The following is a 21,796-nucleotide window of genomic DNA, read 5'->3' as shown; positions in this document are numbered from 1 at the left end:
ATGCAATATTTATCCAAAAATATCGCTCATCTATTTTTATTACTGATAATTTTTTTCGGTGGCCAAGCGGTTGCAGCACAACCACTTTGGCAAGTTTTGCCTGAAACAGTAAATAAAAGTGAAAGTGACCCTAGGGAATACAAAGCCATCAAACTCAGTAATGATATGACGGTTTTATTAGTATCAGATACCAAAGCAACAAAATCATTGGCTGCGGTATCGATACCTGTTGGTAGTATTGAAAACCCAAATAGCCAGTTAGGGTTGGCTCATTATTTAGAGCATATGGTTTTAATGGGCTCCAAAAAGTACCCAGAGCCAAGTAGTTTCTCTGAATTTTTGCAAAAACACGGTGGTAGCCATAATGCAAGTACCGCTTCTCATCGTACTGCTTATTACTTTGAAGTTGAAAATGGAGCACTAAAAGAAGCGACGGATAGGCTTGCAGATGCATTAGCTGAGCCACTTTTAGACCCGATTAATGCGGACAGAGAACGTAATGCAGTTAATGCAGAACTTACAATGGCACGCTCTCGTGACGGGATGCGTATATGGCAAGTACGTTCTGAAACATTGAACCCATTACACCCGAACTCACGCTTTTCTGGGGGGAATTTAGAGACTCTGAAAGATAAACCTAATAGCAAACTACAAGATGAGCTCGTGGGTTTTTATAAGCAGTATTATTCTGCAAACCTAATGAATGCAGTGCTTTATGGCGACCAATCTATTGAGTCATTAGCGAATATTGCACAGGAAACATTTGGGCGTATACCTAATTTTAATGCCAGTGTTCCGGCTGTTAATACCCCTGCGGTAACGGATAATGAAAAAGGCATTATTATTCATTATGTGCCAGCTCAACCACAAAAAGCCATACAAATTGAATTTAGCATAAAAAATAATATGGCAGATTTTCGCAGTAAAAGTGACAACTATATTAGTTACTTAATTGGTAATAGAAGCCCAGGAACATTGGCGGATTGGTTAATATCGCAAGGGCTTGCTGAAGGTATCAGCGCCTCTGCCACTCCAAATTTAGATAGAAACTATGGCTCATTCTCTATTTATGTCACGCTGACAGATAAAGGGTTACAGGAAAGAGACGAAATTATCGCAGCTATCTTTTCTTATATTGAGTTAATTAAGAATGATGGAGTTAATAAAAGCTACTTTGATGAAATAGCAAAAGTTCTTAATTTATCATTCCGTTATGGTTCAATTGTCAGGGACATGAACTACATTGAATGGTTATCAGACCAAATGATTGATGTTCCAGTTAATCATGTTCTTGACTCAGATTACATTGCTGATAAGTATGACCCTGAAGCGATTAAACAGCGTTTATCAGAGCTCACTGCGCAAGAGGCGAGAATTTGGTTTATTAGTCCAAATGAACCGAATAACAAAAAAGCCTACTTTGTTGATGCACCGTATCAAGTTAATAAAATCACAGCAAAACAATTTAAAATCTGGGCAAGTTTAGAATCTAAAATGAATTTTAAATTGCCTGCTTTAAACCCGTATATTGCTGATAATTTATCACTAATTAAAACTGATAAGGCTTATAAACACCCCGAGTTCATCTATCAAGATGGCAATACACGTGTGTTATATATGCCAAGTCAATATTTTGCAGATGAGCCAAAGGCGAGTATCACCTTATCATTACGTTCTAACCAAGGTGACAAAGACGCTAAGCAACAAGTCACGGGCTCTTTATTACAATATATCGCTTCATTGAAAATGGATGAACTGCAATATCAGGCATCTGTAGCTGGCATGTCTGTCTCTGTTTCTCAGGGAATCGGTCTGCAATTAAATGCTAGTGGTTACACCCAACATTTACCTGAACTCTTTTTATCCATGACAAAGCTATACCTGAATTTTGAGCCAACGGAACAAGAGTTAGCTCAAGCGAAGTCTTGGTATAAAGAGCAAATTGAAGTTGCTAATAATGCGAAAGCTTATGAGCTGGCCATGCAACCGCTTCAGCGTATTAATAGTGTGCCTTATTTTGAGCAAGAACAGCGTTTAGCCGAGCTAGATAAAATTTCATTGCAGGACATCACTAACTACCGTGAAATGGTAGTTAAAAGTGCCGCATTACAAGCGCTGGTCTTTGGTAATATGACTGAATCGCAAAGCATTAAAACTATTAAAGATGCACAGCAATTATTAAAGAGCGAAGGTACCAATTGGTGGCGTGGTGACATTGTCGTTATTGACAAAAATTACCTAGCAGATTTCCACAAACAGGGGAATAGCTCAGATAACGCACTTGCTGAAATCTTTATCCCAGACGGTTATAGCCGCATTGATGGTGCAGTATTATCAGGTATTCTTTCTAAAGTGATTCAGCCTTGGTTTTATGACCAATTAAGAACCAATGAGCAACTGGGTTACGCAGTATTTGCTTTTAAAGCAGGGCTGGGGGATCAGTGGGGAATGGGCTTTTTAATTCAAAGTAATGCTAAAACCCCGAGTTACTTAAATACTCGTTACCAACAATTTTATCTTCAAGCATTAGAGAAACTGAAAAAACTACCGATAGATGAGTTTAATCAATATAAACAGTCTATTATCACAGAGATGAACCAACCACCTCAAACATTCTATGAGGAAGTAGGCCGTTACTCATCTGATTTTTCTAGAAATATTTTCAGTTTTGATACACGTGAAAAAGTTATTGCAACTTTAGGGACCGCAACGAAAGAACAAGTCATCGAGTATTATGAAAATGCGGTTATAAAGCACAAAGGATTAGCAGTTAGCTCCCAAGTTATAGGCCAAGGAGTTGATACTAAAGTGGGGTATGCTCATCTGAAAGATTGGGTGCTTTACTCGACAGCTTCTCAGTTGCAAAAGATTTTACCAATAAAGGAAGATGCTGAGTGAATAAAGTGCAGGTAAAGTCCCAATTACTGAATGTTTTTTCATTGCCTCTGTGTGGACAGCGGTTAATTGAAGCATCTGCAGGAACGGGTAAAACATACACAATTGGTATACTTTATCTGCGGCTTTTACTAGGTCTGGGAGGCGTTAATGCGTTTCCTAGGCCGTTAAGTGTTGAAGAGATTTTAGTTGTGACATTTACTGAGGCTGCGACGAATGAGTTACGGGGACGTATTCGTCAACGTATTCATGACATGCGCTTAGTTTGCTTAAGAAATGGTGTTGGTTTCGAGTCGCAGCCTGAGTATCTTGAATTATTAGCCGAGCTTTCGGGGGAGTCCCAAAGAAAATTCGCTGCGCAATGGCTGCAGGCAGCGGAAAGGCAAATGGATGAAGCGGCGATATATACTATCCATGGTTTTTGCCAAAGAATGCTAGTTCATAATGCATTTGAGTCGGGAGTATTGTTCGAACAAACAATGATTCAAGATGAATCTCCGATTCAAAAACAAGCCTGTGCAGACTTTTGGCGCCGTCATTTTTATCCTCTGAATTACTCCATGACAAGAGTCATTCAGTCACTGTGGAATAGTCCCGAAGCATTGCTTTCGGAGATTAAACCTTTCTTACAGGGTGATATTCCTTTAATTATTAACCAACCGAAACAAGTAGAAACTCTAGAAGAACGGCATCAGCGGCTAATCTTGTTAATTGAGTCAGTTAAAACGGCATGGTTAGAAAATTCAGCGGATTTTGAGAAACTCATCGCTGAGTCAGATGTTGATAAACGAAGTTATAGTACTCGTTTTCTACCCGCATGGTTGATAAAAATTGGCGAATGGGCTCAAGAAGAAACAGAAGATTATCAGCTGCCTAAAGATCTTGAACGCTTCTCACAAACGGTACTACATAAAAAATCAAAAAGTGGCTCAGGGCCAGAGCATGTTGTTTTCCAAAGAATAGATGAGCTACTTTCTCAATCATTAACCCTAAAAGATCTAATTATTCCACTGGCAATTTCAGAGGTGAGGTCAGCGATTAGTTTTGAAAAACATAACCGTGGTGAAATGGGATTTGATGATTTATTGACCCGTTTAGATAGTGCTCTTGCTCAAGAGAGTGGAAAGTTTTTAGCTCAAGCTATCAGCCAACGTTTTCCCGTTGCGATGATAGATGAATTTCAAGACACGGATGCACAGCAGTATCGTATTTTCCAAAGAATTTATCGAGAAGTTAATGACAGCGCATTACTTTTTATTGGCGACCCTAAACAAGCTATTTATGCTTTTCGAGGCGCTGACATTTTCACTTACATTGAAGCAAAAAATGAAGTTAGCGCTCACTATACATTAGAGACTAATTATCGCTCATCACAAAATATGGTTGAAGCTATTAATCATCTATTTAGCCATTGTCAGTCACCTTTTATTTTTGAACAAATTCCTTTTCAACCCGTTAATTTCGCTAAGCAAAATAGCGGTAGAAAACTTATCCATAATGGTGAAGAAGTCAACGCGCTTACATTTTGGAAAATGGAAGAAGAAGGTGTCTCCGTTGCTGAATATGAGCAAGCAACAGCTTCACAATGTGCAGTACAAATCGCACAATACTTGCAAGGTGGCTTGCAAGGTAGTAGCTATTTTGACAATAAAGGAACGCATACTCCTGTCGAAGCTTCGGATATTACTGTGTTGGTGCGCAGTCGGCGCGAAGCCGTATTAATTCGTGATGCTTTAAATCGGTTAAATATCCCTTCGGTGTTTCAATCTAATCGGGAGAGTGTATTTTCAACGTCAGAAGCTAGGGATTTATTGTGGTTACTACAGGCAGTTTTAACACCTGAAAAAGAACGTGTTTTGCGCAGTGCATTGGCGACAGGAATATTGGGTTTAACCGCTAAACAAATTGATGACCTAAACCATGATGAAAGGTCGTGGGAAAAAATTGTAGATGAATTTGCTCGTTATGCCGTGGTGTGGCAAAAACGAGGCGTGCTCCCCATGCTTAGAATGGTCATGGCGCAGAGGAAAATTGCAGAAACATTATTATCAGGCACCGACGGAGAGCGTCGCTTGATGGATGTGATGCATATTGGTGAATTACTGCAAGAAATGTCATTACAACTTGAAGGTGAGCACACACTAATCCGTTGGTTAGCGCAACAAATAGCCCATCCTGATCATCAATCTGACGCACAGCAAATGCGTCTTGAAAGTGATAAACATTTGGTGCAGATCAGTACCATACATAAATCTAAAGGCCTTGAATACAAAATTGTATGGCTGCCTTTTGCGAGCAATTTTTTACCTCAATCTAAAGGCTTATATCACGACAGAACAGATTATGGGGTACGGCTAGATTTAAATGATAGCGAAGAAAATGTCGCTTTAGCTGACGAAGAACGCTTGGCAGAAGACCTACGTTTATTATATGTGGCACTCACAAGGGCTATTTATCACTGTAGTGTCGGTATTGCACCATTAATTAAAGGTAACAGGAAAAAAAGTGGTGAAACCGATTTACACTTATCTGCACTGGGTTACGTTATCCAAAAAGGGCAAGCTGGTGATTACCAACTCTTAAATGAGATGTTGGCTGAAATTAGCAATGACGTTATTGATGTTGCAGTGATTAATCAACCTAAGTCGGAACGCGTATTATTAGAACAAAATGATCGTGTAAACTTATCCGCAAGAGCAGTGACTCGTCATTTTAATGACCACTGGCGTGTTACTAGCTATTCGGGGTTAAGTTACGGTTCAAGCCATACTGAAGCAGAAGAATCAGTTTCAGCATTGCAATTTGCGAATTCATTAGCCCCAAATATGGATATTGAGGCTAGTGTTGATGTAGAGCAGCAGGAAGACGAGTCTTTGTCCCTAACTCCTCATCAATTTCCTAAAGGTGCGTCACCAGGAACATTTTTACATAGCTTAATGGAAGAGATTGATTTTAGTGAACCAGTTTCTCAAGAATGGTTGGCTGAAAAACTTGAATCCTCAGGGTTCGACTTACAGTGGGCGCCAATGCTGCAAGAATGGCTACACGCAATTGTACATGCACCACTATCAGAAGACGGGTTATGTTTATCTGCTTTACGGCCTCAAGACCAATTAGATGAGATGCAGTTTTATCTCCCTATTGAGTCAATGTTGAGTGCAGGCCATTTAGATAAGATAACACATCAATATGATCCATTATCACAACGTTGTCCTCCACTAAGTTTTGAGAAAGTTCAGGGAATTTTAAAAGGGTTTATTGACCTCACCTTTTACTGGAAAGGTAAATTTTACCTTCTTGATTATAAGTCAAATTATCTAGGGGAAGACGCTAGCTTTTATACTCAAGAAGCGATGGCTGAAGCGATGATAGACCACCGCTATGATTTGCAATATCAACTATACTCGTTGGCGTTACATCGTTACCTAAAGCAAAGAATGCCTAATTATGATTATGAAACCCATTTTGGGGGTGTCTATTATTTATTTCTAAGGGGGGTAGATGATGTTAACTCCAGTAACGGTATTTTCTTTTATCGCCCTATAGAAGCGTTTATTGAAGCGTTAGATAGCTTATTTAAAAATGTTCAACAAGGGGAACCCGCTTAATGAAATCCCTATTTAATCAGGCTATTGAGCTACGTATCTTTACACCTCTTGATGTGCAATTTGCTTACAGTATTTCTGATGATAAGCACCCGATAGTGCTTATGATTGCCGCACTTCTTAGCGCAGAAACTATGGCTGGGCACGTTTGCTTAGCATTGGCAGATGTTGTACCTGAAAAGTTATTTGCAGGAAGGCATCCTGAATTAGCCGCTGAATTTTGGCAAAAAATGGGAGAGCCGAGCGAACAAGTACTTTATCAAACGCTCAAACAAGCAAATGCAGTGTCGCTATCAACAGAAAACCAGATCTCGCCTTTAATACTTTCAGGGGAATACTTATATTTTCAACGGATGTGGCAATATGAGCAATATGTTGCAAAGTTTTTCTCTAACACATCAATAGAAAAGCAAAATAATGCCCAAATCAAGGAAGTACTAGATAATTTATTTCCTACTACTGATGATATTGATTGGCAAAAAATTGCAGCAGCAGTTGCCGTAACCAGCAAGGTGTCAATCATATCAGGGGGGCCAGGGACGGGAAAAACAACAACGGTTGCACGTATCCTTGCCGCATTAATTAAGCTTGAAACCAAACTTCACCACAAAATTAGAATAGAGCTGGCTGCTCCAACTGGTAAGGCGGCAGCTAGGTTGACGGAATCTCTTGGTGAAGCGATGAAAAAGATGCCTTTAACCGATGAAGAACGCGCTGTTTTGCCTAATCATGCAAAAACATTACACCGTTTATTAGGGGCTCAACCTGAAAGTCAGCAGTTTCGTTATAACCGAGACAACCGTTTATCTCTTGATGTACTCATTGTTGATGAAGCCTCAATGGTAGATTTACCCATGATGAGTAAATTACTTGAGTCACTGCCTGAAAATGCAAAATTAATATTTCTAGGTGATAAAGATCAACTTGCTTCTGTCGAAGCGGGTGCTGTGTTAGGGGATATTTGTCAGTTTGCTGATAACGGTTATAGTGTGGAAAGGGCATCTCAACTTTCGGCGCTAACAGGATATTCAGTTGCAGCTTATGCATCACCAAACGGCCCAATTATTCGTGATAACCTATGTTTATTGCGTAAAAGCTACCGTTTTTCTGCAGACTCAGGGATTGGCCAACTCGCTTTTGCTGTAAATGAAGGGAATGTTTCTCGAGTTCAACAATTACTAAATCAACAACGTCCAGATGTGCATAGTTATATTCAAGAAACAGCGGATGATTACGCGAAAATTTTATTAGATGCCGCTGAAAATTATAAGGAATATCTACTTGCGGTTAAAGATAAAGAAGATCCTGAGCAAGTTCTGAAAAAATTTAACCAATATCGGTTACTAACGGCTCTGCGGGAAGGGCCTTTTGGCGTTATTGGCCTTAACGATAAATTAGAAAAATTATTTCATAGGCAAGGGATAATAAACCGCCCATATAATTTATTGAATAAACACTATGCAGGCCGACCAATTATGATTAGTCGTAATGATAGCCCATTAGGACTTTTTAATGGGGATATAGGCATCATTTTACCAGATGAAGAAAATGCACTGAGAGCCTATTTCCAATTTCCAGATGGGACTATTCGTGGAGTACAACCTAACCGGCTTCCACAGCATGAAACAGCTTATGCAATGACTGTTCATAAATCACAAGGTTCGGAGTTTGCTCATACCGCATTGGTTTTACCAAATGTATATTCTCCAGTGATGACACGTGAGCTTGTGTATACAGCAATAACTCGAGCTAAAAAAGAGCTATCTCTTTACGGTAGCCCAAAAGTATTACGTCGAGCCGTTGAAACGCCAACTAAGCGACGGAGCGGTTTAGCGACCCAATTAATGTAACTAACTTATTTGTAAGTTACGTGAATAATTCACCCTAAAGTAAAGGTAATGAGATGGATAACCAGCAAGAAATGACGGCAATTACAGTAACATTAAATGCAAGGCTTGAGCCTATTAGGCGTGGTGACTTAGAAGATGCATTTAATGAAGTCATGAAAAGCATGGATAAAAATATCCATGTCACAGGTGGTGGGACATTATTAGGTGATAATGGTGAAGCGCAGGAATGTGATATAGAAATAGCACTTGAAGAGGCGAGTGACGAAAATATCAGTTTAATTATTCAACTTTTTTCTTCAATGTTAGCTCCAAAAGGCTCTCGTTTATTTATTCATGGGGAAGATGTTCGAATCGATTTTGGTTCAGATGAAGGTATGGCTATTTATTTCAACGGGACAGAACTCGCGGATGACGTTTATGAAAACGGGGATATCAGTGAAGTGTTCGATATTCTAGATGATGCTGTGGAAGATATTGGGAGCATTCATGGCGTTTGGGATGGCCCGACAGAAACCGCATTCTATTTTTATGGTACATCTTTCGCTGAGATGAAAGCGGCAATTCAACCACATTTAGATTCCATTCCTTTGTGTGAGAAAGCTAGAGTTATTCAGATAGCTTAACGGCTATTCCGTAGTTTTAAAGCTACGACCCAAACTATGCATCCTTGTATAGTTTGGGGCTAAAGTCAGTGACGAAACAGTAATTATGCTGAAGACTCTAATATTCACTTATCAGCTTGGTTTTTTAGGTCTAAAATCAATATTTTAGAGCGACGCTGGTAGTTATATAAAGCCTGCTTTTTCATTGGTAACATCTCAATCTCCGCGGGGGTAAAACCACGCTCTTGAAACCAATGGATACTACGAGTTGTCAGGACAAATAGTTTATCTAAACCAAATTGTTTTGCTTGTACAGCAACACGGTGCAGTAACTCCTCTCCTCTAGATGAACTTCGGTAATCAGGATGAACAGCGACACAAGCCATTTCACCTAGTTTTTCTTCTGGGTAAGGGTAAAGCGCTGCACAAGCAATGACTAAGTTATCACGTTCAATAATGGTAAATTTATCAATTTCCATTTCTAATTGCTCACGTGAACGTCTAACTAAAATCCCTTGTTGCTCTAATGGGCGAATAAGCTCTAATATTCCACCAATATCATTAATGTTTGCACGGCGGATTTGTTCCGCACTTTCCATGACGATTTGGGTACCAATACCATCACGAGAGAATAACTCTTGAATTAACGAGCCATTTTCTTGGTAGCTCAATAGGTGGCTACGGCGGACGCCTCGGCGGCAAGCTTTTGCGGCTCCGCGTAAAAAGCGCACAGTTCCTGAATAGTAATCACCTTCAGATTCAAGTTCTTGGATGCGGTTTTCTGCTTCATTTGGGAATAATTCAGACAAAATATTGCCTTCTTTGTCTGCTACACCTTGTGAGGAGCAAAAACCGATCAGTTTTTCCGCTTTCATTTTTACTGCTAATTGAGTGGCAATTTCTTCAGAGGTCAGATTAAAACTTTCCCCTGTGACTGAGACGGCAACCGGCCCAATTAGTACAATAGAACCATTATCTAATTGATTATTAATGGCTTCTTCATTAATACGACGGATCCTTCCACTGTGGCAATAATCAATACCATCGTCAACGCCCAGAGGTTGGGCAATAACGAAATTGCCACTAACCACATTAATGTGTGCGCCTTGAAGCGGGGTATTACCTAAGCTCATAGATAACCGAGCCGTGATATCTAATTGTAAAGCGCCAGAAGCTTGCTTTACATATTCAAGAGTATTCGCATCGGTGACGCGAGTATGTTTATGATAAACCGCATCATATTTATGCTCTGCTAAAATGTCCTCAATTTGAGGCCTAGCGCCATAAACGACAACAATTCGGATGCCTAAACTATGCAATAATCCTATGTCATTGACAATGCTAGGAAAATTTTCATGCGCAATCGCTTCACCACCAAGCATAATAATAAATGTTTTGCCGCGGTGGGCGTTTATATAAGGAACCGAATGGCGAAACTCATCAACCAACTCGGTGCTGCGCTCTTTCATAACAACCCTCCTAATTGAATTTTTATTCGTTAATAATGTATTTTTATTCTTTTTGTCGGTAAATATCAAGTAAAAGATGGGATAAAAAAAGTAACATTTTTATTTTTTACATTTACATATCTCTAAATTTAACTCGATATACTCTATGAAAACTAAATTGCATAAAATTGACACAGAAAGTCACTCACAAATATTTTCTCTCAGTATGATTAGGTTATACTCATGTCTGTAACTCTATAGATGCTTTGATATATTCTTAATGACAGAGTGCAAATGATTAGTTAGAGTGCGTATTTCAAGGCTAACTATTAGCATTTATCCTAAAATCACTTTATTTCTCAGTTCTAGGTTCGGAATTATTGATGAGTCACCAAGATCACAACCCATCGAAGCGTCGTTTTATTCAAGGCGCAGCAGCAGTTATGTTACTGAGCATTAGCCCATTCGGTTTTTCTGCGAGTAGCAGCGTGGTGGCTGTGCGCATTTGGCCAGCATCGAGCTATACACGAGTTACATTGGAATCTAGTACTCCATTGAAGTACCGTCAGTTTGTGCTTAATAACCCTGAGCGTATTGTGGTCGATCTTGAAGGGGTGCAGTTAAATAATGTATTGAAGGATATGGGAACTCAAATTCAAACACGTGATCCCTACCTTAAACTAGTTAGAGTTGGGCAATTTGATCCGAAAACGGTTCGCTTGGTATTTGAAGTTAAAAATAAAGTCAGTCCTCAATTCTTCTCGATGGCCCCTGTTGCGGAATTTAAGCATCGCTTAGTTCTTGATTTTTATCCAGGTAAAGGCGTTGACACCAATGATGATCCTCTATTGGCATTACTTGAGGATTATAATAAAGGTGATCTTGAGGAGAGCATGCCTGCTCAAGCGAAGAAACCGGGTAAAGCAGGGACGGATCGCCCAATTATTATTATGATCGACCCAGGACATGGTGGCGAAGACCCCGGTGCGATCGGCAAATATAAAACGCGTGAAAAAGATGTGGTTTTACAGATCGCACGTCGGCTAAAAGCACTGATAGATAAAGATCCTAAAATGCGCTCCTATATGACACGCAATGAAGATGTCTTTATTCCATTAAAAGTCCGAGTGGCGAAAGCGCGTAAAATGCAGGCAGATTTATTCGTTTCAATTCATGCGGATGCATTTACTAATCGTTCAGCCCGAGGCTCTTCTGTTTTTGCACTATCGACGAAAGGCGCGACCAGTAATACGGCTCGTTACCTTGCACAAACACAAAACGAAGCGGACTTAGTGGGCGGAGTGAGTAAAAGTGGTGATGTGTATCTTGACCATACGATGTTTGATCTCGTGCAAACTGCGACAATTAATGACAGCTTGAAATTCGGTGACGAAGTACTAAAACGAATGGGAAAAGTTAACAAGCTGCATAAAAACAGAGTTGACCAAGCCGGATTCGCGGTACTTAAAGCACCTGAGATCCCATCGATTCTAGTCGAAACCGCTTTTATTAGTAATTTGGAAGAAGAGAAGAAATTAAAAACAGCAAAATTCCAACAGCAAATGGCAGAATCCATTTTTGAAGGAGTAAAAGCTTATTTCCGTAACGGTGGTGCATTAGCGATCCGCAACTAGTTAATTTAAAAAGATTAAGAAAGGTGATAAACGTATGTGGATCGCCTTTTTTATTTTTCAGTTATGATTAAAAATAGAATTTTTATAGTGATATTAAAAAGGTGATGGGGGACCAGAAAGGGGACTCAAAAGAATTGGTTGCGGGGGCTGGATTTGAACCAACGACCTTCGGGTTATGAGCCCGACGAGCTACCATGCTGCTCCACCCCGCGACTGAAGAGGTAAAAAATTGGTTGCGGGAGCTGGATTTGAACCAACGACCTTCGGGTTATGAGCCCGACGAGCTACCATGCTGCTCCATCCCGCGACTGAATTTTTACGACTTTATACTGCAGATTTTTTGTTACTTTACTGATTTAATCAGTAATTGGTTGCGGGGGCTGGATTTGAACCAACGACCTTCGGGTTATGAGCCCGACGAGCTACCATGCTGCTCCACCCCGCGTCCGATGCGGGCACTATACTCGGGATGAGATCTGATGCAAGTTTTTTCGTGTTTTTTTTTCAAAATTTAGCATTTACAGAACAAAATTTGTTCTGTTTGGCTGTTTTTTACACTTTGATGAGTTGGTGAAGGAAAATAACCACTCTAAATATATTTACACGTTTCATTCCCTAATTGGGTTTGCTATTGTGCGCTTCATATTGGATTGTTGGATTTATCTGGGTGGTAGAGCATGAATATAGGGCTAACAAAAATCGTCAATAAACAAACAGTAAAAAAGTGGTTAGTAACCAGTGTATTTCTTTCCTTATTAGCTGGGTGCCAAACCCATCCAACGGATAAAGGCCAACAATATAAAGATGGTCGCTTAGTTCAAGATTTACAGAAAGTAAATCAAGTGAATGTACAGGGACGACCAATCAATGCGCCAGATTTTAATCAGCAGGTTAATGAAATCAAAAATGCATCACCACGGTTGTTTAAAAATAACAATGATGCTTACCATGCCATAGAAAATTGGTTGATGGCGGGAGGAGATCCGGCTCAATTGGCAAATTTCAATTTAACGGCTTTCCAAATGGAAGGTGCCGATAATTATGGAAACGTGCAATTTACAGGATATTACACACCTGTGATTGAGGCCCGTCGTATGGCACAAGGTGAATTTCGTTATCCGTTATACGGTATGCCCCCAAAAGGAAAGAAGCGTTTACCTAGCCGAGCCGCGATTTATAACGGTGCCCTGAGTGATAATTTAATTTTAGCTTATAGTAATTCACCCGTTGAAAATTTTATGATGGAAGTTCAGGGAAGTGGCTATGTTGATTTTGGGGATGGTAGTCCTTTGAATTTCTTTGGTTATGCAGGTAAAAATGGCCATGCGTACAAAAGTATCGGAAAAGTGCTGGTAGACCGCGGTGAGGTTCCTCTAAGCCAAATGTCATTACAAGCTATCCATGATTGGACGGACCAGCATAGCGAGCAAGAAGTTCGCCAGCTTTTAGAAGAAAACCCGTCATTTGTCTTTTTTAAACCGCAATCATTTGTCCCTGTTAGAGGTGCAAGTGCGGTTCCTTTAATTGCTAAGGCATCCGTTGCATCAGATAAAACCCTCATTCCACCGGGTACAGCTTTGCTCGCAGAAATCCCTGTATTAGATAATAACGGGAAATTTACGGGGCAGTATGAAATGCGTATGATGATAGCCTTGGATGTCGGTGGTGCAATTAAAGGGCATCATTTTGATATTTACCACGGTATAGGTCATGACGCTGGGAAAATGGCCGGTTTTTATAACCATTATGGGCGAGTTTGGGTGCTGAAAAAAAGCCAGCCGCTATTTGGTTCACTGTAGTTACAGATTTAACTGAGGTTGTTCGTTATTATGCAAGCTAAGCTTTCTGATGCTTGGATGCAGCGTTTTGCTGGGATCGGGCGTTTATATGGGCAACATGCTCTTCATCTTTTTGCACGTTCTCACGTTTGTGTCATTGGGGTTGGTGGGGTAGGTGTATGGGCCGCGGAGGCGCTTGCTCGTTCAGGTATTGGGTTCATCACATTGATTGATATGGATGATATCTGTGTGACTAATACTAATCGTCAATTACATGCCATCAAGTCGACGGTTGGGCAACCAAAAGTTGAGGTGATGAAAAATCGTATTTTAGAAATTAACCCTGAGTGTGTAGTGAATGTTATTGATGACTTTATTACTGTCGATAATGTCGCTCACTACCTTAGTACGGGGTTTGATTATGTTATTGATGCTATTGATAGTGTGAGGCCTAAAGCAGCGTTACTAGCGTATTGTAGGCGCTTTAAAATACCTATTATCACCATAGGGGGCGCTGGTGGGCAAATCGACCCAACAAAAATTCAAGTGGCAGACTTGGCTAAGACTATCCAAGACCCATTAGCGGCTAAGTTGCGAGAACGCTTAAAATCTGATTTTAACGTCATTAAAAACGGGAAAGGAAAGCTTGGGATTGACTGTGTTTTTTCTACCGAGCAACTTGTTTATCCACAAAGCGATGGCACGGTATGTGCGGCAAAAAGTACTGCGGATGGTTCTAAGCGTATGGACTGCGCTTCAGGCTTTGGCGCAGTTACTATGGTTACAGCGAGTTTTGGGTTTGTTGCCGTTTCACATGCACTTAAAAAAATGATAGCAAAGTCACAACGAGAAATGGAAAATCTGTAAAGCGAATGAGGCTATTGCGATAGATAGCCTCATTTAATGAATTACGCAGGTGTCATTTCATTGGCAATATTTTGAATTGCAGTAATGAGTGATTGAATACCATTTTGGCGAGATTCGCTGAGTTGCGAAGGTAAGCCGGTTTGAGCTAATAAGTGGTCAAAATCAATTTCCATGATCTCTTTTGCTGTTTTTTGCTCTACCGCGGCTAATAAAATAGCAAATAACCCTTTTACTACCCGGCCTTCACTATCCCCATAAAAATGAAATGTTTCATTATCATTGAGCCGTGCTCCGATCCAAACTCGGTTTTCACAGCCTTTAACTTCTTGAGTTTGCAGTTTTTCATCATCAGACAATACAGGCAGCTTTCTCGCAAATTGAATTAATAAACGATATTTATCTTCCCATGCTTTATGTGTGGAAAACTGTTCAACTATTTCTTGAATTTTAATCTCTGTACCGAATGGGTGCGGAGCAAGTTCATGGTTAGTCGAAGTCATTAGGCTTCCTTTATTGATTTATTCATTGAGTATAGAAAGTGAAACGGTGACTGCGTCAATAAATTTATCGACATCTTGCAGGTTGTTGTAAGGCATCATTGAGACGCGCAAGCAGCCACTTATATTTAATGCATCCATTAATGGTTGGGTGCAGTGTTGACCATAGCGTAGTGCAATATTTTGCTCGGTCAAGAGGGCTCCCAGATCACTATGATGAACATCTTTGAAGTTAAATGATAGCAAAGGAGAATGAGGCACACTATAGCTAATAAAGCCGGGAAGTGCCGATAGTTTTTTAGCTGCATATTCGGTTAATGAGCAAGTATATGTTTCTGCTAGTGTTAAATTTATCTCTTCCAGCCACTCTAGAACAGCTGAAAAGGCAATTACACCAGCAATATTCGGTGTTCCTGCTTCGAATCGTTGGGGAATAGGAGCAAGCGTAAAATTATCAAATGTGACGTGAGTCAACATCTTACCGCCACCATGCCAAGGGGTCATTTGCTCTAAAAGTTCTGTTTTGGCATAGCAAACCCCAAGCCCTGTGGGTCCATATAACTTATGTGCTGAAAATACATAGAAATCGACATTCAGCTCACTGACATTAATAGGGCTATGAACGACACCTTGTGCACCATCAACAACGACGAGAGCTCCTACTTGGTGAGCAAGTTGAGTTACTGTCTGTATATCTGGTTGATACCCAGTTACATTGGACATTTGTGTGATAGCGATAACTTTCGTTTTTTCAGATAATTTAGATTTGAGTACATCAAGGCTTAACGTCAGGTTTTTTTCAACAGGCCATTTTATAATTTTGGCACCTGTTTGTTGCGAAAGCATAATCCATGGTAATAAATTTGAATGATGTTCTATTTCACTAACAATAATTTCATCGTCAGGTTGTAATGTTGAGCGAAAATAACCTTGTGCAATTAAATTAATTGATTCTGTTGTCCCGCGTGTCCAAATAATATTTTTTTCATTTGAAGCATGAATATATTTTGCGGCACGAATTCGCCCCTGCTCATAATCACGTGTTAATTTTAGTGATTCAGGTGACTGACCTCGGTATACGGAACTGCCTGACAAGCGATAATAGTCATTTGATGTATTGATCATGGCAATAGGCTTCAGAGCCGTGGCCGCACTATCAAAAAATAGTGTTGACGAGTCTATCGCTGGGAAGGCGAGGCGAAATGTGGTAGCGCTAAAATGATCCATGAGTATTTTCTTTTTAGTCAAAATTTCAATGTGTTTTGATTTTACTGAGTGCTGTATTAGTTGATTGTACATTTATTAGTACATTTATAGTTATTTTCTGATTAATTTAAACTTATCATTTTTCAATCTAATCATTGAAATATTCTGTTACGTTTGGTATTAATTGTTAGCAATTCTTCCAGATGTGGTTTCAAGATGATTCAGTGTTTTGCATTGCAATGCAACGCCTTTTGTTTATAAATTTATTTTTTTAAGTACTTAGTGAATAATTTTCAAGATTTATCTTAAATATCTTACTGAAAGTTTTTTCGGTACACTTGTATTTATCTATAGATATTTGTATTTATTAAGTTAAATTGCTTAAGTAAATACCGAAATAGCATTAAAAAAAGAGTAAAAAAAAGCACCGCGCGTTGGCGGTGCACTATATAAAATCACTATGGACAGACAGGGTAAATGTACAGGAAGTGAAAAAACAGTAGCTAAAGCTACAAAGGTCTGGTTCAACCAGACAACTTGCAAACACAACATCACAACCACAAAGCCAAAAGTTTCAAAGTAACTAAACTCTGTAACTTTTCGTTCCGGCTTAGGAAGTGTGCATACTATAGGTATTTACTAGCGTATCCTCAAGGGACAAATTATAATGCTTCGGATGAAAAAAACTAATGCATAACAAGATGCCAAGTAGAAGTGATTATGTCTAAAAGATTACCGCCCCTAAATGCACTGAGAGTCTTTGACGCTGCAGCTCGTCATTTAAGTTTTACTAAGGCAGCAGAAGAATTATTTGTTACTCAAGCGGCCGTTAGCCACCAGATGAAAAGTTTGGAGGATTTCCTTGGGTTGAAATTATTTCGTCGGCGCAATCGCTCATTGTTGTTGACAGAAGAGGGACAAAGTTATTACCTTGATATTAAAGAAATTTTTTCTTCTTTGAATGAGGCGACGCGTAAGTTACAAGCAAGAAGCGCGAAGGGGGCATTAACAGTGAGTTTATCCCCAAGCTTTGCAATTCAATGGCTGGTACCAAGGCTTTCAGGCTTCAATCAAGCCTATCCAGGCATTGATGTGCGGATCCAGGCTGTAGATAGAGAAGAAGATAAATTGGCTGATGACGTTGATGTCGCTATTTTCTACGGTAAAGGTAATTGGCCTGGATTAAGAACAGATAGGCTTTATGCTGAATATTTAATGCCTGTGTGTTCGCCATCTTTATTAACTGGGGATAGCCAACTAAAAGTTCCTGAAGATCTAGCAAAACATACGTTACTTCACGATTCTTCACGAAGAGACTGGCAGGCATATGTTAAGCAACTAGAGTTACAAAATGTAGTCAATGTACAGCAAGGTCCCATTTTTAGTCATAGTGCTATGGTTATTCAAGCTGCTGTTCATGGTCAGGGGGTTGCATTAACGAATAATGTGATGGCCAAAAATGAAATTGACGCTGGGCGCTTAGTTTGCCCTTTTAGTGAGGTGTTAGTTAGTAAAAACGCATTCTACCTAGTTTGCCAAGAAAATCAGGCAGATTTAGGCAAAATAGCTGCATTTCGCCAATGGATCCTTGGGCAGGCAGCAAGTGAACAAGAGAAATTAGGCTTTATTACGGGTGACCAAGATGTGGCGCTTATTCAGTAATCAAGTATTTAAATAAAAGGTGTTACTGTGAATAGTCGTTTGATGTTAATTTTTGCTGGAATTAGTGGCTTCTTTACTGTTGCTTTTGGGGCTATTGGTTCACATGCGTTATCGTCAATTATGAGTGTCCATCAAATGGACTGGATTGAAATAGGACTGCGTTATCAAATGTTGCATACTGTAGCACTGATGGTGCTCGGGGCAATTTTATTACGTAAAATTATCCTATGGTTCTATTGGTCAGGTGTGTTTTTCTCTGTTGGGATACTTCTTTTTAGCGGTAGCCTTTATTGTATGGCACTATTGCAGGTAAAATACTTCTCTTATTTTACGCCAATAGGTGGTGTATGTTTCCTAATTGGTTGGCTGTTAGTGGTTATTGGCGCTATGCGTCTAAGGAAATCGGCGTCACGCAATGAGTAATAAAATTGCACTATATTGCCGTCCAGGCTTTGAAAAAGAATGTGCAGCAGAGATTACAGATAAAGCAGGGCAAAAAGAGATTTATGGTTTTGCTCGCGTAAAAGAAAACAGTGGTTATGTTATTTTTGAGTGCTATCAAGCAGAAGATGCAGACACACTCGCACGGACGTTGCCTTTTCGAGAATTAATTTTTGCTCGTCAAATGATTGTAATAGGGGATTTACTTAAGGACTTACCGCCTGAAGACCGTATTACTCCGATTGTAAATGCATTGAGTCAGCAAGTTGCGCGGGCAGGTGATATCCGTGTTGAAGTTGCTGATACCAATGAATCGAAAGAGCTGCTGAAATTTTGCCGCAAGTTTACGGTACCTTTACGTAATGCATTACGTAAAGAAAAAATCTTATTGCCACTCGAAAACTTTAAGCGGCCTGTTATTCATGTATTTTTTATAGCCCCAGGTTGTTGTTATACCGGGTATTCATATACCAATAATAGTTCGAATTTCTATATGGGGATCCCAAGATTAAAATTCCCATCGGATGCTCCGAGTCGTTCAACCTTAAAACTTGAGGAAGCTTTCCATGTCTTCATTCCTTATGAAGAGTGGGAAGAGCGTCTAGCGAGCGGGATGAAAGCAGTCGACCTTGGTGCATGTCCAGGTGGATGGACTTATCAATTGGTAAAACGCAGTATGATGGTGGATGCTGTAGATAACGGCCCAATGGCAGAAAGCCTTATGGATACAGGGCAAGTTAAGCATCACCGTGAAGATGGGTTTAAATTTAAGCCTACTTCTCACAACATTACGTGGTTAGTCTGTGATATGGTTGAAAAACCCGCTAAAGTTGCTGCGTTAATGACGGATTGGCTTGCACAAGGTTGGTGCCGAGAAGCCATTTTCAACTTAAAATTGCCGATGAAAAAGCGCTATGAAGAAGTTTCACATATCTTAGAAAAGATGAAAACACAGCTCAAAGAGCAAGGCATTAATGTGTTGATTCAAGCGAAGCAGCTTTATCATGACCGTGAAGAAGTGACTGTGCACGTGATGAGGATATGGTCGGCAAATCCAATGGCACGCGAGTATTATTAATCCATAAAATCAGTCAATGAGAAGGCCACTAATTAATAAAGTGGCCTTTTTTATATTAGTTGGTTATATAACGCAGCTGATTCAAATTTCCTTGTAGCGCGATATCGGTTCTTAAAGTCGCGATATCTCGACAAATCAATGCAATTTCCTGTTGATTGATGAGTTTTTTCTGCCACTTATCTTCAAGTTTATCTAAATTAGCAAATATATTTTCAATAGAATGGTATTGCTGCAATAGGGTTGTAGCACTTTTGGGGCCAATACCTGCAACCCCAGGAACCTTACTGCTACTGATCCCTGCGAGTCCCCAATAATCAGGAAGTTGCTCAGGAGAAACACCAAATTCCTTTTCGATAAAAGGGATATCAAGCCAGCGCTTTTGAAAATAGTCGCGAATTCTTAAGTTAGGGGAAAGTAGTTGGCAATAACCTTTATCTGTGGATACGATGGTAACCGTGTGCCCTGAGCCCGCAATGCGTGTTGCTAAGGTTGCGGCTAAGTCATCAGCTTCATCCCCTTCAGACTGCCAGCAGTGAATTCCTTTTTCTTTAAATAAAGCGATTAATGCAGGGAGTTCGGCATGCAAATCTTCAGGCATCGGTTGCCGGCCAGCTTTATAATCAGGCAGTTTTTCATGACGCCAGCTTTGATGACGACCTTCTTCATCAAACACTGCAACAATGTGTGTGGCGTCTGTATGGGTGATCAACTGTGCTATTGCAGATAAACAAGTTTCTCCACACGGGCTTCCTTGCACCGCGTGGATCCGGCGTATTAAGTTTAATGCATCAATAATTAATAAATGGATCATAAATACGCCATCATTATTTATTTCACGATTTCATAGCAAGGTTCGTATGCTGTACCACCAGGTAATTTCATACGATGTTGTTCAACGAAGCCTTGTAATAACACATCCATACGCTTCATTAGCTCACTATCACCGTGAATTTTGAATGGGCCATGTTTTTCGATGGCTTTCATACCAACTTCTTTCACGTTACCAGCGACAATACCTGAGAAAGCACGACGTAAATCTGAAGCTAATTTTTCAGGCGCTTGTCCTGGGTGTAGGTTCAGTGATGCCATATTCTCATGGGTTGGTTCGAATGGATGCTGTAAATCGTGAGCAATTTTGATCGACCAGTTGAAGCTATAGGCATCACCAGTGCTACGGCGATTTTCTTTAACTTGTGGCATGCTACGTTTCATCACACGAGCAACTTCTGGTGCATCATCAATAATAATTTGGTAGTGCTTACTGGCTTCATCACCTAAAGTGTGACGAATAAAATCGTCTAATACTTCAAAGTATTCTGCACTTTCTTTTGGACCCGTTAAAATTAATGGCAGAACTTGTTCACTGTTAGCCGGATCCATCAAAATACCAAGTAAATAAAGCAACTCTTCAGCAGTACCGACACCACCTGGGAAGATTATAATCCCATGACCTAATCGAACGAATGCCTCTAAACGTTTTTCGATATCAGGCATAATGATGAGCTCGTTCACTAATGGATTTGGTGGCTCAGCCGCAATAATTGAAGGTTCAGTTAAGCCAATAAAACGGCTATTTTTGTATTGTTGTTGGGCGTGGCCAACAGCGGCACCTTTCATTGGTGCTTCCATAGCTCCAGGACCACAGCCTGTACAGATATTGAGTTCACGTAAGCCAAGTTCGTTACCGACCTTACGACCATATAGGTATTCAATTTCATTAATTGAGTGGCCGCCCCAGCAAACAATCATACTTGGGTCTTCATCAATATGCAGTGCGCGAGCATTACGTAAGATGGAGAAAATCATATTAGTGATGTGTGTGCCATTTTCGAGGTCTAGATTGAATCGCTCTTTGGCATGTGTAATTTGCGCATGTACGAATAAAATGTCACGTAATACAGCAAACAGGTTTGCTTGTAAGGTGCGGATGATTTTGCCATCAACGAAGGCTTTTTCTGGTGGCTCGATAAGTTCAAGCTTAACGCCACGCTCACGGCGTAATACGTTGATATCAAAATCTTTACTTTTTTCTAAAAGCTCTTTACTGCTATCGGTTAAGCTGCCTGAATGCAAAACGGCTAAAGAGCAATTCCTAAATAATTGGTACAAATCGCTACTGGCCGTGCGTTTTAGCATGTCAACTTCAAGTTGAGAGAGTAGATCCATAGATCCTAATGGACTGATATGAGTAATCAAGTAGTACTCCTTTACCCAATGGGTTCTTGATATGTGA

Annotated in this window: 15 protein-coding genes and 3 tRNA genes; 10 read left to right on the top strand and 8 right to left on the bottom strand. The window is 40.0% G+C overall.

The window, feature by feature from the left end:
• Genes ptrA through PR809_RS15570 form a run of 4 tightly spaced genes read left to right on the top strand, consistent with a single transcriptional unit; the run spans position 1 to position 8,973 of the window.
• On the top strand, positions 1-2,898 hold the full coding sequence (gene ptrA / locus PR809_RS15585; RefSeq protein ID WP_206275833.1) for a pitrilysin: 2,898 nt from the start codon (positions 1-3) through the stop codon (positions 2,896-2,898).
• On the top strand, positions 2,895-6,503 hold the full coding sequence (gene recB, locus PR809_RS15580; protein WP_206275834.1) for an exodeoxyribonuclease V subunit beta: 3,609 nt from the start codon (positions 2,895-2,897) through the stop codon (positions 6,501-6,503). Before ptrA ends, recB begins: the two co-directional genes overlap by 4 nt.
• Positions 6,503-8,350, top strand: a complete 1,848-nt coding sequence (gene recD / locus PR809_RS15575) for an exodeoxyribonuclease V subunit alpha (RefSeq protein WP_206275835.1) — start codon at positions 6,503-6,505, stop codon at positions 8,348-8,350. The genes recB and recD overlap by 1 nt, the downstream gene beginning before the upstream one ends.
• A gap of 53 nt (positions 8,351-8,403) precedes the next feature.
• On the top strand, positions 8,404-8,973 hold the full coding sequence (locus PR809_RS15570) for a hypothetical protein (protein WP_166264453.1): 570 nt from the start codon (positions 8,404-8,406) through the stop codon (positions 8,971-8,973).
• Positions 8,974-9,077: 104 nt separating this feature from the next.
• Here PR809_RS15570 and argA read toward each other — a convergent pair whose 3' ends face one another.
• On the bottom strand, positions 9,078-10,421 hold the full coding sequence (gene argA, locus PR809_RS15565) for an amino-acid N-acetyltransferase (RefSeq protein WP_102139954.1): 1,344 nt from the start codon (positions 10,419-10,421) through the stop codon (positions 9,078-9,080).
• A gap of 362 nt (positions 10,422-10,783) precedes the next feature.
• Between argA and amiC the strand changes: the two genes are divergently transcribed.
• Positions 10,784-12,034 (top strand): N-acetylmuramoyl-L-alanine amidase AmiC, encoded by a 1,251-nt coding sequence (amiC, locus tag PR809_RS15560; protein WP_102139953.1) that lies wholly within the window; start codon positions 10,784-10,786, stop codon positions 12,032-12,034.
• A 135-nt stretch (positions 12,035-12,169) separates the two neighbouring features.
• Here the strand turns inward: amiC and PR809_RS15555 are convergent.
• The 3 genes from PR809_RS15555 to PR809_RS15545 form a co-directional block, all read right to left on the bottom strand.
• Positions 12,170-12,246: transfer RNA gene (locus PR809_RS15555), tRNA-Met, on the bottom strand.
• 18 nt (positions 12,247-12,264) lie between these two features.
• Positions 12,265-12,341: transfer RNA gene (locus tag PR809_RS15550), tRNA-Met, on the bottom strand.
• Positions 12,342-12,402: 61 nt separating this feature from the next.
• A tRNA-Met gene (locus PR809_RS15545) sits at positions 12,403-12,479 on the bottom strand.
• 232 nt (positions 12,480-12,711) lie between these two features.
• Between PR809_RS15545 and mltA the strand changes: the two genes are divergently transcribed.
• Together mltA and tcdA are read left to right on the top strand one after the other, a co-directional pair.
• On the top strand, positions 12,712-13,833 hold the full coding sequence (mltA, locus tag PR809_RS15540; RefSeq protein ID WP_195697666.1) for a murein transglycosylase A: 1,122 nt from the start codon (positions 12,712-12,714) through the stop codon (positions 13,831-13,833).
• A 30-nt stretch (positions 13,834-13,863) separates the two neighbouring features.
• Positions 13,864-14,679, top strand: coding sequence for a tRNA cyclic N6-threonylcarbamoyladenosine(37) synthase TcdA (tcdA, locus tag PR809_RS15535; protein WP_102139952.1), 816 nt, complete (start codon positions 13,864-13,866; stop codon positions 14,677-14,679).
• A gap of 41 nt (positions 14,680-14,720) precedes the next feature.
• On the opposite strand, the gene csdE is transcribed toward tcdA, so the two are convergent.
• Together csdE and csdA are read right to left on the bottom strand one after the other, a co-directional pair.
• Positions 14,721-15,179, bottom strand: a complete 459-nt coding sequence (gene csdE / locus PR809_RS15530; RefSeq protein ID WP_206275836.1) for a cysteine desulfurase sulfur acceptor subunit CsdE — start codon at positions 15,177-15,179, stop codon at positions 14,721-14,723.
• Positions 15,180-15,197: 18 nt separating this feature from the next.
• Positions 15,198-16,403, bottom strand: a complete 1,206-nt coding sequence (csdA, locus tag PR809_RS15525) for a cysteine desulfurase CsdA (RefSeq protein WP_195697664.1) — start codon at positions 16,401-16,403, stop codon at positions 15,198-15,200.
• Between the two features lie 699 nt (positions 16,404-17,102).
• Here csdA and PR809_RS15520 point away from each other — a divergent pair.
• Genes PR809_RS15520 through rlmM form a run of 3 tightly spaced genes read left to right on the top strand, consistent with a single transcriptional unit; the run spans position 17,103 to position 19,563 of the window.
• Positions 17,103-18,044 carry a transcriptional regulator GcvA gene (locus PR809_RS15520; RefSeq protein ID WP_102139949.1) on the top strand — a complete coding sequence of 314 codons (942 nt, stop codon included), beginning with the start codon at positions 17,103-17,105 and terminating at the stop codon, positions 18,042-18,044.
• Positions 18,045-18,071: 27 nt separating this feature from the next.
• Entirely contained in the window at positions 18,072-18,467 is a 396-nt protein-coding gene (locus tag PR809_RS15515) for a DUF423 domain-containing protein (protein ID WP_004908716.1), read from the top strand.
• On the top strand, positions 18,460-19,563 hold the full coding sequence (gene rlmM, locus PR809_RS15510; RefSeq protein ID WP_102139948.1) for a 23S rRNA (cytidine(2498)-2'-O)-methyltransferase RlmM: 1,104 nt from the start codon (positions 18,460-18,462) through the stop codon (positions 19,561-19,563). The genes PR809_RS15515 and rlmM overlap by 8 nt, the downstream gene beginning before the upstream one ends.
• A gap of 55 nt (positions 19,564-19,618) precedes the next feature.
• Here rlmM and xni read toward each other — a convergent pair whose 3' ends face one another.
• Together xni and ppnN are read right to left on the bottom strand one after the other, a co-directional pair.
• A complete protein-coding gene (xni, locus tag PR809_RS15505) occupies positions 19,619-20,374 on the bottom strand; it encodes a flap endonuclease Xni (RefSeq protein WP_102139947.1) in 756 nt (251 codons plus the stop codon).
• 17 nt (positions 20,375-20,391) lie between these two features.
• Positions 20,392-21,759: a nucleotide 5'-monophosphate nucleosidase PpnN gene (gene ppnN, locus PR809_RS15500; RefSeq protein ID WP_102139946.1), complete on the bottom strand. Its 1,368-nt coding sequence runs from the start codon at positions 21,757-21,759 to the stop codon at positions 20,392-20,394.
• Between the last annotated feature and the right edge of the window lie 37 nt (positions 21,760-21,796).

The organism is Providencia sp. PROV201, from assembly GCF_028479545.1.
Taxonomy (GTDB): domain Bacteria; phylum Pseudomonadota; class Gammaproteobacteria; order Enterobacterales; family Enterobacteriaceae; genus Providencia; species Providencia huaxiensis.
This window is presented reverse-complemented; position numbering and strand designations above follow the sequence as displayed.

Excerpts from the sequence above, each read along its gene's own strand:
- csdA (WP_195697664.1), bottom strand. The coding sequence starts at position 16,403 with ATGGATCATTTTAGCGCTACCACATTTCGCCTCGCCTTCCCAGCGATA.
- ptrA (WP_206275833.1), top strand. The coding sequence starts at position 1 with ATGCAATATTTATCCAAAAATATCGCTCATCTATTTTTATTACTGATA.
- mltA (WP_195697666.1), top strand. The coding sequence starts at position 12,712 with ATGAATATAGGGCTAACAAAAATCGTCAATAAACAAACAGTAAAAAAG.
- xni (WP_102139947.1), bottom strand. The coding sequence starts at position 20,374 with ATGATCCATTTATTAATTATTGATGCATTAAACTTAATACGCCGGATC.
- tcdA (WP_102139952.1), top strand. The coding sequence starts at position 13,864 with ATGCAAGCTAAGCTTTCTGATGCTTGGATGCAGCGTTTTGCTGGGATC.
- csdE (WP_206275836.1), bottom strand. The coding sequence starts at position 15,179 with ATGACTTCGACTAACCATGAACTTGCTCCGCACCCATTCGGTACAGAG.
- rlmM (WP_102139948.1), top strand. The coding sequence starts at position 18,460 with ATGAGTAATAAAATTGCACTATATTGCCGTCCAGGCTTTGAAAAAGAA.
- recD (WP_206275835.1), top strand. The coding sequence starts at position 6,503 with ATGAAATCCCTATTTAATCAGGCTATTGAGCTACGTATCTTTACACCT.
- argA (WP_102139954.1), bottom strand. The coding sequence starts at position 10,421 with ATGAAAGAGCGCAGCACCGAGTTGGTTGATGAGTTTCGCCATTCGGTT.
- amiC (WP_102139953.1), top strand. The coding sequence starts at position 10,784 with ATGAGTCACCAAGATCACAACCCATCGAAGCGTCGTTTTATTCAAGGC.
- PR809_RS15570 (WP_166264453.1), top strand. The coding sequence starts at position 8,404 with ATGGATAACCAGCAAGAAATGACGGCAATTACAGTAACATTAAATGCA.
- PR809_RS15520 (WP_102139949.1), top strand. The coding sequence starts at position 17,103 with ATGTCTAAAAGATTACCGCCCCTAAATGCACTGAGAGTCTTTGACGCT.